This window comes from Flavobacterium sp. ACN2, assembly GCF_002303885.1.
GTDB lineage: Bacteria > Bacteroidota > Bacteroidia > Flavobacteriales > Flavobacteriaceae > Flavobacterium.
Window position 1 is genome coordinate 84,164 of sequence record NZ_MRCM01000006.1, and the last position, 13,125, is coordinate 97,288.

The following is a 13,125-nucleotide window of genomic DNA, read 5'->3' on the forward strand; positions in this document are numbered from 1 at the left end:
TTTCTATTTTATCCTGCAGTTTTTAATTAAACAGCAAAGAAGTCGCTAGTTAAAAGTAATTTCAAATCATTAGAATATTATATAGATGCATATAAAACTACAATTTCTAAAGCTTTTTATTTTGTTTTGCTTTTTGTTCTCTCTGGAAACAAAAGCACAGAACACTTCTCTTGAAGAATGTTTTTCTATCGCACAGCAAAATAACATTACCATTAAACAGGCAAAATCTGCATTGAAGACAGGCGAATATAATCTTCAGGCAGAAAAGAAAGGCTATTTGCCTAAAGTAGATCTTTTGTCGAGTTATTCTTATTTGAGCAGTCCGCTTACGATAAATCTACAGACCGTTAAAGACGGAATCGTTGAAGGTTCATCACAGCAAAGTGTGAATACGGCAAACGAAATTTATCATGAAATTACAGGAAACAATTTATCGCAGGCAGTGCAGGATCGTATTTATAATACTTCAAAAACAGTTATTGGCGGTATTTATCCAGACTATAATCCTAGTTTAAGCAAACAGTCTTATTTTGTTGCAGGAGTGGGAGTTCGTCAGCCTATTTTTCTGGGAAACAAAATCAATTCGAGTATAGATCTGGCTCAATCGGTTGCTAATTCGGCAGGAATTGGTGTTGAGATTGCCGGTAAAGAAGTTAATTTTTTAATTGCAGTGCAATATCTTAGAATATTGTACCTTAACTCTTTAATTAAGAAACAAGAACAGATTGTAAGTGCTTTAGACAAAAATAAAAATTACGCCGAAGAATTGGTCAAGAATAAAATACTGCCTCCATACCAAAAAAATTGGACGAATGTGGTTTTAATTCAGGCACAGACTCAGTATAACAATATCAAGATGGAAAAACAAAATGCCCATCTTGAACTGAATAAACTGATGGGAGTAGACCTTGACGCTGCAATAGTGATTTCTGATACTTTAAAATATGCCGAAATCAATCTAGAGAAACCTATGAATGAGTATTGGCTTACAAACCCGGTTTACAGAATTGCAAACAACAAGATCTCTTATGCAGAAACGGCCGAAAAGATTAGCAAATCATTGGCTTTGCCTAACATTTTTGCCATTGGGAATTACAATTTATATCAGAAAGACTTACCCGTTTCTATTCCCGATTGGTTTGTAGGGCTGGAATTGCAATGGACTTTGTATAACGGACAGACCAATAAAAGGACTTTAGCCGCAAAACAGTTGATAGAAGAAGCGAAACTAGGAGAAGAGAATTCCAGTTTAATGCTTCAGGTGCAGTCGAGGGTGGCAAAGAACAAAATGACTTCATTACAAAATGATGTTATGGCTATGGATGCAGCGAGAAAGGAAGCCAATACGACAAGCAGTTTAATAACCAAGAGAATGAACAATCAGCTCTCGTCGCCAAAAGATGTTAATGATGCTTTATTGATAGAAACAGAAATAGAAAAAGGGTATTATACAGCTGTTTTAGGATACTATCTGGCATTAGCGGAATATTTTAATAGTTTAGGAAATCCAAGTCAAATAACGCAATTTATTAAATAGATGAAAGATATATTTAAAAACTACTGGGCGCTGATTATTCCAATCTTTGTAGTAATAGCAGGACTGATTTTTTTCTTAAAAGACAACAATAAAGAAGATGGCAATTTTATAGGAATGGTCGATGCAACCAGTGTAGATGTGGCGGCCGAATTTCCAGGCAGATTGGATTCGTTGCTTGTAAAACAGGGCGATACCGTAAAAACAGGACAATTGCTGGCTGTACTTCGATCTAACGAAATAAACGCCATAAAAGCACAGGCATTATCGGCAATTGATGCTGCAAAAGGACAGCAGGAGCTGCTTACGCAAGGAGCAAGACCAGAATTGATAGAAGCGACTTCTAAACTGTATCAAATCAGTCAAGAGCAATATAAATTGTTTAGCACGACTTATGACCGCATGGAACGTCTGTATAATGAAGATGTGATCTCGGGACAGGAAAAAGATGTTTTCTATTTTAAATTTCAAGCCGCAAAAAAGGAAATGGAAACCGCTCAGTTAAATCTGCAAATGCTCAAAAATGGTACAAGACCCGAATTGTTAAAAACCGCAAATGCCATCGTAAAACAAGCAGAACAAGCTTACGAACTAACAAAAGCACTTGGAGATAATACTAGAGTTTATGCTCCAGCAGACGGAGTAATTTCTAACTTGGTTACACATCAGGGTGAAATTATTTCTATTGGGTATCCGATTATGACCATAGAGAAAAAGAACTCAACGATAATTAAGTTTAATATCCGACAGGATAAATCCAATTTGCTTAAAGTGGGAAGCAAAACAGCAGTTAAAGTTCCAGGTTGCGAGCCCGAAACGTTTGATGTCGTTGTGCATTCTATTGCGCCTACCTTAGAATTTGCCAATTGGGTTCCGTCTAAAGATAAAGGAGAATTTGAATTGAGAACTTTTACAATAGAAGTGAAACCCGAAAACCTTGCACAGATTAAAGGCCTTCGTTCTGGTATGACTGCTTCTTTAATTCTTCCTCAATGATTTTGATCACGAACATAATCATTAGGGAGTGGAAGCGCATTCTGAGTTTAAAGGTTTTTTACTTGGTCATGCTTGTTGTTCCTGTCGCTTTGTTTTTCTTCTATGCTTTTATATATCAGAAGCAAGATGCCAAGAACTTAGCATTTGCTATTTGGGATGAAGATCAAAGCGCCATAAGCCGAGAGCTGATTTTTTTATTAGAGCAAAAAGAAACGTTGCAGATTACGAGAAGAGTAAGCAGTGAAGCCGAAGTTAAAAAACTGATTCAAGAAGGTAAAATACTGGGCGCCGTGCATTTTCCTGCAAATCTGCAAAAGAATATCTACAGCCGTCATCCGAGTAATGTGACTTTGTACACCAATGCCGCCGCGCTTGTTCCTGCTAAGTTAGTTTATAAGGCTGTTGCCGAAGTTGTAATTACAGGAAGCACAGGTGTAATTTTGCAGAAGTTGGTAAAAACGGGAATGAAATCTGATCAAGCAATGGCGATTGCAAATCCGATTAGTCTGAGAACCTATCAGCTTTATAATCCAACTTATAATTATCAGGAATATTTGGTTCCAGGATTAATAACTGTCGGAATGCAGATGATTCTAATTATCAGCTCTATGCTGGCTTTAAATTATGAATGGGTTACAGGAACAATGCACGAACTGTACGATTCATCAAAAGGTTCTGTTGTTGTTGCAATTATAGGAAAAACAATAGCTCATCTAGCCATCAGTTGGATTAATTTTCTCATTATTACAGGAATTATTTTTACTTTTTTCGATATCGGGGTTCCCGCAGCCACTGGAAAGTTTTTTGCGCTATATACTATGCTTTCTTTGGCATGTATTGGTATCGGGATGTTTATATCGGCTTTGTTTAAAGATGTAATGCTTTCGGGAGATGTGGCTCTTTTTTATACTTCGCCTGCTTTTGTGTTTAGCGGATTTACTTTTCCCAGATGGGCAATGCCTTGGTACGATCAGTATTATGCGCTTATAATGCCTTATACTGCTTTTTTAGACGGTTTTTTTAAGGTGTATTATATGAATTTGCCTTTAAAATATGCTCAAGGCGAATTCGCCAAACTCTTGTTGTTTTGCGTGGTCATGTATCCAACAGCAATGTTGTTGTTTAAACGTCAATTTAATTCGATTAAAGATGAAAAAGAAACCGCAACAATCGTTGATTAGTCTCTTTTTGAGAGAAGCTTCGCAAGTAGTAAAGGATCATAGTTTGCTGCTTACGCTTCTTATTGCTCCTTTGCTGTATGCTTTTTTTTACGGAAGCATTTATATCAATAAAGAAGAATTCGATGTAAAATTGGCTGTCGTAGATGATGATGGTTCGAGATTATCCCGTTTGCTGCAGCAGAATATAGATGATTCTCCAATTGTAGAACTGATTCATTTTTCGAATTTGGAACAGGCAAAGGAGCAGATGTATCAAGGCAATTGCCAGGGATATTTTTATATTCCAGAGGGAACAGAAGCCAACTTGTTGAGTTTAAAACAAAGCAATGTAGTATTGGCAATCAATGCCGCGAGGTTTCTGCCTTCAAGTGATCTGTTGTTAAATGTGCAGCAGATATGTTTGACCGTTGGAGCAGGAGTACGTCTTCAATATTATCAGAAAAAGGAAGGAATGAGTACTACCATTGCGATGGAAAATGTGATGCCTGTAAACTTAGATTATCGTCCTTTATTTAACGAAAGATCGAGTTATGGCGCATTTTTATTGCCAGGACTTTTGGCTTTAATTCTGCAGCAAACCTTATTAATTGGCTTATGCGAAAGTGTAGCAGGCGAGCGGCAGCGTTCTCGTTTAGGAGAGTGGCTCGGTTCGGGTATTTCTAATGGAATTTGGGGCAAAGGATTATTCTATCTGATACTTTTTGCTTCGTATGGCTTTTTCTTTTTAAATGTAAATTACAAACTGCTCAATTTAGCCATGAGAGGCAGCGGATTCGAATTAAGTTTATTACTGCTTTTGTTTATTGTTACTTTAATTCCGATGGCGCAGTTTATAGGTTCGTTGTTCAAATCGCAATTGCTTTGTTTGCAGATGATGGCTTTTTCAACTTATCCGATTTTCTTGATCACAGGATACAGCTGGCCATTTGAATCGCTTCCGCTAGCATTGCAGTGGCTGTCTAATCTTTTGCCTACAACGCCTTTTATTGTTTTATATACCGGCATTGTACAATCGGGTGCCAGTTTATGGGATAATCCGTCTGTTTTATTGCATCTTATACTGCTTTTTGCTTTTTATAGTGCGATTTGTTTTGTTCGGTTAAAATATTTGATGAGGAGAGAATAAAGAATAAAGAGTAAAGAGTAAAGAGTAAAGAGTAAAGAATAAAGAATAAAGAATAAAGAATAAAGAATAAAGAGTAAAGAGTAAAGAGTAAAGAGTAAAGAGTAAAGAGTAAAGAGTAAAGAGTAAAGAATAAAGAGTAAAGAATAAAGAATAAAGAATAAAGAATAAAGAATAAAGAGTAAAGAGTAAAGAATAAAGAGTTGTGAGTTATGCGTGTTGCCTAATCATTATGCATATATTTAAACATAGCCCGTGGTTTCAACCACGGAGATGCGGGTAATGCGTATAAACCAGTTATTAATTTGAATTGGCTCCAGCTTTAGCCGGAGTTTACATAAAGTGAATGAAAATGGCTTTAGCCAAAAATAGCGATTTGGCTAAAGCCTTATTCTTACGATTATTAAATACCTCCAGCTAAAGCTGGAGGCTATTCATAAAAAAAACTCTATTTAAAGAGTTTTAAATTATCAATGATTATTAAATCTGCTGAATCTGCCGAATCTGCGAGAGAACAAATAAAATAGCAAGTAAACTCTATTTGAATAGGCGAGAGATACAATAAAAAAATGCTGGAATAAATCGCGTTTTACGATGTGTTCCAGCATTTTGTATTATGTGAATTTACAATATTATAATACCACCAAAGGAGAAATTACACCAAGCATAATTCTTCCTGTTGTGTTGTTAGATTGTCCCAAATCTGTTTTGGCATAATCACTGTAATCGTACCATCGAGCTACATAAGTGGCAAAAAACTTTAAGTTAAAGTTTTTAATCGGATAAAATTCAACTGTTGGAATAATTCCATATGCAGTACGAATTCGGTTTGAACTCACATTAGGATCAGGTATATCTTTCCACGAAGATTTACTTGTCATTCCGATAACCGTAAGTTTCCATTGTTCATTTAGAGAATATACCGCTCTAAGCCAATGTTCGATATAATAAACATTTTCTGCTGCATGATCTAAAACCGTATCTGGAAGCAAAGAACTCACAACTCCTGTTCGATCCAAATCTTCGCTGCTCCATTTGAAATCATATTGAAAGAGCCATTTTTTAGATCTAAACTGATTTCCTAATGCGGTATAATACATATTTACAGGTTTTCCATTTTTTGTGGCTTCCTGAAAAATACTGAAACTATAAATGGTTTTAAATTTTCCGTCTAAAAAACTTCCATTCCAATTTCCTACATACGCTGCAGGAAATTTTGCTTCTTCTACATTGGGTACATTTTGATAAAGTTCAGAAAAAGTTTTGGTTCTAGAATTTAAAACCTGTCCAGAAAAGGTATGATTTTCATTTAGTTTCCAGTTGACCTGAACTCCAGTCAAAAAGTTATCCGAATTCTCCACAATATCATTGTATTGATAGATATCAATCGGATTCATATCAAATTCATAACCACCCCAGTTTGCTGTCATTTTTCCAATTGCAATACTGGTTCTGTCGGATATTTTATACCCAATAAAAGCTAAATCGGTAGAACTGCTGATGTTATCTGTAGATTGTGGTTCTGTTTCTTTAGTATATCGGTCTCGAAACCTAAAAAATACTTTGTCCTTATAGACTCTCCCTTTTACTTCCAGTCTAAACTGGTTTACTTCAAATTTACTTTCAGTATATTTTCCATCTTCTATATAGGTGTTAAATCCTAATTGAGTATTGAAAATTAAATCAACATTATTAAGCAAATCAACTTTGGTTGCTTTGATCAAAGGTGTTTTATGATTTAGGACGGTATCAGTCTGTTTTTCTTGCTGTGCATAGACGCCAGCTGCCAGAAAAACGCTCAAAATTATTGAAGGTAAGATACGCATAGTTTACAATTTCAATTGGATTAATACTCAAAGAAGTATTCTTGGAGTTTTTTACTGTCTTTAGTTTGGGTAAGTCCCAACATTAATAGAATCCTCGCTTTTTGAGGAATTAGATCATCTGCGACAATAGTACCAAGCTTTTGATCATCGGTTTCGTCAAACAAAGTAACTCTTCCAGAAGGTACTCTAGAGGCTCTTGCCACAGCAATTCCTTTTTTAACAGCGCTTGCCGCAGCATCTGAGTTTACTTTATTTAGATTTCCGTTACCTAAACCACCAGTTACAATTCCTTTTACTCCCGAAGCTACATACGCATTTATGGCAGTTGCCGGCGCATCAGCATATAATTCGACAACAGCTACTTCTGGTAAAGTGGTTAAACCTGTAATATCAAACGGAGTATTTTTATTGGTTTTTCTAATCGGACTTTCATAAAGTGTCACTTTTCCGTCATAAACCTGCCCAATTGGCCCACTGTTTGGAGCTGTAAAAGCATTTAAGTGCGTTGTACTGGTTTTTACGGCATTTCTTCCGGTAAAAATATATTCATTAAATACCAGTAAAACACCGCTGTGCGCTGCTTGTTTAGACGCTGCTAAAGTTACAGCATCATATAAATTCTTTGGACCGTCTGCACTTATGGCTGTTGCTGGACGCATAGATCCGGTAACGATTACGGGTTTATCAGATCGTACCGTTAGCGATAAAAAATAAGCTGTTTCTTCTTGCGTATCGGTTCCGTGTGTGATTACGATACCATCGGCTTCATTATTTTTATAAATTTCGTTGATTCTTTTATTCAGCTTAATCCAAATCTCCACAGTCATATCCTGACTTCCTACATTTGAAATCTGTTCTCCCGAAATTTCGGCAACTTTATCAATTCCTGGAACCGCTGCGATTAAATCTTTTATAGGCAATTGTCCCGCAGTATAAGCAGAACGATCTGCAGATGCGCCTTGTCCGGCAATTGTTCCTCCAGTTGCGAGTATCTTAATTCTAGGTAATTTTTGAGCATAAATACCTGTTACTAATAAAACGGACAATAATAAAGTAAATAAATTTTTCATAGGTTTAATATTTTAATTTAAGCTTCTATTATTTTGTTGAGTTTTCCCAACTGGTTACATATTCCATTAAAATTTTACGGATATTTTTTCCAAGAATCAGATAACTATCAGTTGGAAGATTAGCAAGAGAAACCCTGATACTCCATTCTGGGCCAGCAAAACCGCCTCCATTTAAAAGTACGATTGCTGTTTTTTCTGCTAAACGGAATAAAACATCAACAGGTTCAAAATTTGTTTTCAGCCAATTGGCAAAATCATCACCATGAAAGTGTTTTGCCGCTACCATAATGTCTATTTCAGAATAATATCCTGCACGCATCGGATCTTCTAGAATCGGAACTTCTAATCCTTCCCATAATAAGCTCAGGCGTTTGTGAATAATAGACTGTGTAAGCGTTTTATAAACATCCTGAGTATCTAATAAACAAAACGCAGAGAAAAGCATCATTTGAAATTGCTGAGGCAGAGATAGTCCAGCCGTGTGGTTTAAAGCTACTTGTCGGCTATCAGCTACAAGTCGGTCAATAAACTTGATCTTTTCTGGTTCTAATGTTAGAGAAGAATAACGATCGTGCAGTTCTTTTTTAAGTTCTGGACTTAAATCGGCAATTTTTTTATCGAAAATATTGTCTTGATGAATGGCAATCGTTCCAAGTCTCCAGCCTGTACAGCCAAAATATTTTGAGAATGAATATACCGTGATGGTATTTTGTGGAATAATAGCCATTAATGATCTAAAATTATTAACGAAAGTTCCATAAACGTCATCTGTAATAACCATCAAACCTGGGTTATGATTTTTTACTATATCAGCGATATAATTGAGCGTGTCAGTGCTCATCGCCGAAGATGGCGGATTGCTCGGATTTACCACAAAAGCCACTTTAACGGCTGGATCTTTTAGTTTGTCTAATTCAGAATTTGGATATTGCCAGGTATGGAATCCGTTTTCGCCAACTCCGCTTGCTTCTACATAAACGACATCAAATTTGTATCGATCTAATTCTGGAATTTCAATATAAGGCGTAAAAGTAGGCGTAAGCAAGGCTATTTTATCACCACGCTCGGTAAGGTGGTTTTGCATAAGCGAATCAAAAATGTAACACATTGCAGCCGTTCCGCCCTCAACAGCAAAAATATCATACTTGCCCTTGTTGTTTCCTGCACCGCACATTTCCTGCACCAAATAATCATGAACAATAATTTCTATCTGACTTAGCATACGATCTGGGACAGGATAGTTAAATCCGATTACAGCTTCTATCCATTCACGGATCCACGCATCGCCATCAAAAGCATGTTTGTCTACACCATAATGATATGTTTTTTCTAAAAGTGCAGCAGCAGGAGTATCTTTATGTTTCAATAAAAAAGCTTCAAAACGAGAAGCCACTCCGCTTTTGTTTTGTACAATTCCGGCTAGAATGCCTTGTTCTTCCATAACATTGCGGCATTCTTCTAATGCAAATTGTCCGAAAAGGAAAAAAGCCTCTCTAGGAACTGTAGCAATCCAGTTCGGATTTCCTCTTCCGGCATTAAGTGTTATCGCCGTAGATTTAAGCGCACTTTCATCTGCCAAATGAATTAATTCATTTTTAATTTCAAATGGGCTGAGGGTCTGAAGTGTTTTTTCTACCTCTCTTGATGTTTTTATTTTTGAAATATCAATTGCCATAACTAAAATATTTAGAGATTATATAAAAATTCGACTAACTCATGATTAAAATAATGACGACACCCCATATAATGAGCAGCGTATTACCAACTGCATAGGTCACGGTATAACCCAATGCAGGGGTTTTGCTTTTTACAGCATCTTGCAGAGCTCCCAAGGCGGCAGTAGTTGTTCTTGCCCCAGCAGCACATCCTAAAGTAATAATAGGATGAAATTTGAAAATGTATCTCCCTATAAGAAGTCCGAGGATTAACGGAATGGCTGTTGCTGCAGCACCTGCAATGAAAAGCCCCCATCCAGCTTCTTGAAAACCTACGATAAAACTTGGTCCCGCTGTAATACCCACTACAGCGATAAATATGTTTAAACCAACATTATTCATAATCCACAAGGCAGGCTCTGGAATTCGCCCAAAAGTAGGATGCTGACCTCTTAGCCATCCGAAGAATAGTCCAGATATTAAGGCACCTCCACTGGTACTAAGGCTTATTGGTACTCCGCCAACTTTAATGGTTAATGCGCCAAGTAGTCCGCCTAATACAATTCCTAAACCAACAAAGGCCATATCTGTAGAATTTGTAGGGCGGTCCGGATATCCAATATGTGTCGCAACTTGATCTACGTCTCGTTTAATACCAATTAGTTCGATCATATCTCCTTTTTGAAGAACAGTATTGGGTAATATGGGCATCTGGATTCCAGCTCGCTTTAAAGATCTCACGACCACGCCGTGCATGTATTTTAAATGACGCAAATCGGCAATGGTTTTGTTGATGACTTCTTTTTTTACAATTAAGATGCTTAAAACTTCTACAGGAAAATTAAGAAGTTCGATATCTAGAACTTCTTTTTCATTTACAGCAACATAGTTCATCATGTATTCTCTTCTTCCGCCGAGTGCGACAACATCATTTTCTTGAATTACAAATTCTGGACTAGCATCTATGATCTCTTTTCCTCTTCGAATTCGCTGTATAAACAAACGTCTGCCTTTTCTTTCCAATTCATTTTCGACATCTGCAACTGTTTTGTTGTTAGCATAAGAATGTGCGGCAATCTGATAGGCATTGTATATTACACGATCATAAGCAGAGGCAATACTTGGATCATCGCCAATGGCATCTCCTCCAAGCTGAATCTCGAGTTCTTTTGCTTTTTCCACCAGATTTCCACCTAATAGTTTTGGACCAAGAGAAGCCAATAGCCAAGCAGATCCAGCAGTTCCGAAAATATACGTTACAGCGTAAGCAACTGGAATTTTATTAATCAAAGCCGTTTTTTGATCGGCAGGAATACTAAGCTGATTTATAGTGTCAGACGCGACACCAATTACCGCAGATATGGTTTGAGAGCCTGCAAGCATTCCAGAGGTTAATCCCATGTCGTAGCCCATAATCTTTCCTATTAGATACGGACAGATCAAACATAAAACGCATACTACTGTGGCATAAAGCATTTGAGGCAGCCCGTCTTTTTTTAAACCTCCAAAAAATTGGGGTCCGACACTGTATCCAACGGCGAAAAGAAACATAAGGAAAAAGACAGATTTAACGTTGGGAGAAATTACAATGTCTAATTGCCCGACTAAGACTCCCACAAGCAAAACACTGGTAACCGTTCCTAAAGAAAAGCTTCCGATTTTAAATTTTCCGATAAAATAACCTAGTGATAGCGTGAGAAAAATTGCCAGTTCGGGATAATCTTTTAATGTAGTAATAATCCAATCCATAATTATTTGTTTTTAGTTTAGATATATCAATAATTGATTATGAAAATCGAGGAGTACGAAAAGATATGGGAGAGGCGTTTAAGAAGAAATTATTTAGGCCATTCAAAAATATGTCATAAAGTGAGAATAATTGCATGATTTTGAGGAGGATATGTTTCAAGTTATAACTTGAAACAAGAAAACTTGAAACTTAACGTTGCAAATTGGAAGCCGCCCCTAAGAAATTGAAATTTGAAAGAATGTTTTCTTTTTCTTATCAGTTGTCAAAAAGCACATTATAAAAATGCATCAAATTCCAATTATGTATTTTTTTAGAATTAGTGCAATTATGGAGTAAAGTATAGCATTAATCGGTTCTGATGCGTATATTTGAGAGAATAAAAAAATAAAGCCATTATGAAGAAAATAGGATTTTTATCATTTGGGCATTGGGCTAATCATCCGTCATATAAAACTCGTACTGCGGCAGATACATTGTTGCAATCCATTGATTTAGCAGTGGCTGCTGAAGAAATAGGTATAGATGGTGCTTATTTTCGAGTACATCATTTTGCGCAGCAACTGGCATCGCCTTTTCCTTTGCTTGCGGCAGTAGGAGCGAAAACAAGTAAAATCGAGATCGGAACTGGCGTAATCGATATGCGTTATGAAAACCCATTGTACATGGTAGAAGATGCTGGATCTGCCGATTTAATATCGGAAGGTCGTTTGCAGTTAGGAATTAGTAGAGGATCACCAGAACAAGTTATTGACGGTTGGAGTTACTTTGGTTATGAACCTGAAAAAGGAGAAACGGACGCCGATATGGGCCGTAAAAAAGCACTAGAGTTTTTGGATAAACTTAAAGGAGAAGGATTTGCAGAACCAAATCCGTACCCAATGTTTCCAAATCCGCCTGGATTATTGCGTATTGAACCGCATTCTGAAGGATTAAGAGAAAGAATCTGGTGGGGAGCGGCGTCAAATGCAACGGCGGTTTGGGCTGCCGAAAACGGAATGCATCTTCAGAGTTCTACGCTTAAGTACGATGAAAACGGAAAACCTTTTCATGTGCAGCAAGCCGAACAGATAAGATTGTATAAAGAAGCTTGGAAAAATGCAGGACATCAGCGTGAAGCGAGAGTTTCGATAAGTCGTTCGATATTTGCATTGGTCAATGAGCAGGATCGATATTATTTTGGCGGACAAGCCAAAGGCAATGATAGTTTTGGTTATATCGAGCAAGACAAAAGAGCCATCTTTGGTAAAAGCTATGCAGCAGAACCCGATAAACTAATTGAAGAACTTGCTCAAGATGAAGCTATTCAAGAAGCGGATACTTTATTGCTAACTATTCCGAATACCATAGGTGTAGATTACAATATTCATATTTTGTCTTCTATTTTAGAACACGTTGCACCTGCATTGGGCTGGCGATAAGTTTTGATAAAAAGAATGAAAAAAGCCCTCTGTTTATAGAGGGCTTTTTTTATGATTTAATTTTCATTCGCAGTTTTATACTCTTCATCAGTAACAGGATTGAGCCAAGTAACTTGAGTATCTTCTTTAAAGTTAGTGATTGCTACATGAACCATTGTAGTTGTTGCGCTAGCACCATGCCAATGTTCTACATTTTCGGGAATATTGACTACATCTCCTTTTTGAATTATTTGAGCAGGTTTGCCTTTTTCTTGATAAAGTCCATGACCTTCAATAACCAACAGAACTTGACCTTTTGGATGTGTATGCCAGTTCGTTCTCGCTCCAGGTTCAAAAGTTACGCTGCCTGCTGAAAACTCATTGTTCTTGTCTCTTGCAATCAAAGGCTTCAAAAATGCATTGCCTGTAAACCAATCTTTAGAAAGAGGTTCTCCTTTTGGAAATATTTCTGTTGAAGTCATACTGTTTTTTTTAGAATTACATGCAGTTAAAAGTACTGTGAATATAATGATTATTTTCTTCATTTATTTCTGTTTTATACTACAACTTCTTGTTTTTGTTTTTCTTAGCTA

The 13,125-nt window shown here is 36.8% G+C and carries 10 protein-coding genes; 5 read left to right on the top strand and 5 right to left on the bottom strand.

Features of this window, described 5'->3' with window-relative positions:
- The first annotated feature begins 85 nt into the window (after nucleotides 1–85).
- Genes BSF41_RS09030 through BSF41_RS09045 form a run of 4 tightly spaced genes read left to right on the top strand, consistent with a single transcriptional unit; the run spans nucleotide 86 to nucleotide 4,837 of the window.
- Nucleotides 86–1,537: a TolC family protein gene (locus tag BSF41_RS09030; protein WP_095929176.1), complete on the top strand. Its 1,452-nt coding sequence runs from the start codon at nucleotides 86–88 to the stop codon at nucleotides 1,535–1,537.
- Nucleotides 1,538–2,530, top strand: coding sequence for an HlyD family secretion protein (locus BSF41_RS09035; protein WP_095929177.1), 993 nt, complete (start codon nucleotides 1,538–1,540; stop codon nucleotides 2,528–2,530).
- The gene (locus tag BSF41_RS09040) at nucleotides 2,527–3,711 is read left to right on the top strand and encodes an ABC transporter permease (RefSeq protein WP_095929178.1); all 1,185 of its coding nucleotides are present in this window, start codon (nucleotides 2,527–2,529) and stop codon (nucleotides 3,709–3,711) included. The genes BSF41_RS09035 and BSF41_RS09040 overlap by 4 nt, the downstream gene beginning before the upstream one ends.
- Nucleotides 3,680–4,837 (top strand): ABC transporter permease, encoded by a 1,158-nt coding sequence (locus tag BSF41_RS09045; RefSeq protein WP_095929179.1) that lies wholly within the window; start codon nucleotides 3,680–3,682, stop codon nucleotides 4,835–4,837. Before BSF41_RS09040 ends, BSF41_RS09045 begins: the two co-directional genes overlap by 32 nt.
- A gap of 629 nt (nucleotides 4,838–5,466) precedes the next feature.
- Here BSF41_RS09045 and BSF41_RS09055 read toward each other — a convergent pair.
- The 4 genes from BSF41_RS09055 to aspT are packed head-to-tail and all read right to left on the bottom strand — an operon-like array spanning nucleotide 5,467 to nucleotide 11,134.
- The gene (locus tag BSF41_RS09055; protein WP_095929180.1) at nucleotides 5,467–6,660 is read right to left on the bottom strand and encodes a porin; all 1,194 of its coding nucleotides are present in this window, start codon (nucleotides 6,658–6,660) and stop codon (nucleotides 5,467–5,469) included.
- Between the two features lie 20 nt (nucleotides 6,661–6,680).
- Complete coding sequence (locus BSF41_RS09060; RefSeq protein WP_095929181.1) at nucleotides 6,681–7,730, bottom strand: type II asparaginase; 1,050 nt, start codon at nucleotides 7,728–7,730, stop codon at nucleotides 6,681–6,683.
- 28 nt (nucleotides 7,731–7,758) lie between these two features.
- Complete coding sequence (aspD, locus tag BSF41_RS09065; protein ID WP_095929182.1) at nucleotides 7,759–9,405, bottom strand: aspartate 4-decarboxylase; 1,647 nt, start codon at nucleotides 9,403–9,405, stop codon at nucleotides 7,759–7,761.
- Between the two features lie 34 nt (nucleotides 9,406–9,439).
- Entirely contained in the window at nucleotides 9,440–11,134 is a 1,695-nt protein-coding gene (aspT, locus tag BSF41_RS09070) for an aspartate-alanine antiporter (protein WP_095929183.1), read from the bottom strand.
- Nucleotides 11,135–11,530: 396 nt separating this feature from the next.
- Between aspT and BSF41_RS09075 the strand changes: the two genes are divergently transcribed.
- Complete coding sequence (locus tag BSF41_RS09075) at nucleotides 11,531–12,553, top strand: LLM class flavin-dependent oxidoreductase (RefSeq protein ID WP_095929184.1); 1,023 nt, start codon at nucleotides 11,531–11,533, stop codon at nucleotides 12,551–12,553.
- A gap of 56 nt (nucleotides 12,554–12,609) precedes the next feature.
- Here BSF41_RS09075 and BSF41_RS09080 read toward each other — a convergent pair whose 3' ends face one another.
- A complete protein-coding gene (locus tag BSF41_RS09080; protein WP_253251789.1) occupies nucleotides 12,610–13,077 on the bottom strand; it encodes a cupin domain-containing protein in 468 nt (155 codons plus the stop codon).
- Nucleotides 13,078–13,125 lie beyond the last annotated feature (48 nt).

Excerpts from the sequence above, each read along its gene's own strand:
- BSF41_RS09030 (WP_095929176.1), top strand. The coding sequence starts at position 86 with ATGCATATAAAACTACAATTTCTAAAGCTTTTTATTTTGTTTTGCTTT.
- BSF41_RS09035 (WP_095929177.1), top strand. The coding sequence starts at position 1,538 with ATGAAAGATATATTTAAAAACTACTGGGCGCTGATTATTCCAATCTTT.
- BSF41_RS09040 (WP_095929178.1), top strand. The coding sequence starts at position 2,527 with ATGATTTTGATCACGAACATAATCATTAGGGAGTGGAAGCGCATTCTG.
- BSF41_RS09045 (WP_095929179.1), top strand. The coding sequence starts at position 3,680 with ATGAAAAAGAAACCGCAACAATCGTTGATTAGTCTCTTTTTGAGAGAA.
- BSF41_RS09055 (WP_095929180.1), bottom strand. The coding sequence starts at position 6,660 with ATGCGTATCTTACCTTCAATAATTTTGAGCGTTTTTCTGGCAGCTGGC.
- BSF41_RS09060 (WP_095929181.1), bottom strand. The coding sequence starts at position 7,730 with ATGAAAAATTTATTTACTTTATTATTGTCCGTTTTATTAGTAACAGGT.
- aspD (WP_095929182.1), bottom strand. The coding sequence starts at position 9,405 with ATGGCAATTGATATTTCAAAAATAAAAACATCAAGAGAGGTAGAAAAA.
- aspT (WP_095929183.1), bottom strand. The coding sequence starts at position 11,134 with ATGGATTGGATTATTACTACATTAAAAGATTATCCCGAACTGGCAATT.
- BSF41_RS09075 (WP_095929184.1), top strand. The coding sequence starts at position 11,531 with ATGAAGAAAATAGGATTTTTATCATTTGGGCATTGGGCTAATCATCCG.
- BSF41_RS09080 (WP_253251789.1), bottom strand. The coding sequence starts at position 13,077 with ATGAAGAAAATAATCATTATATTCACAGTACTTTTAACTGCATGTAAT.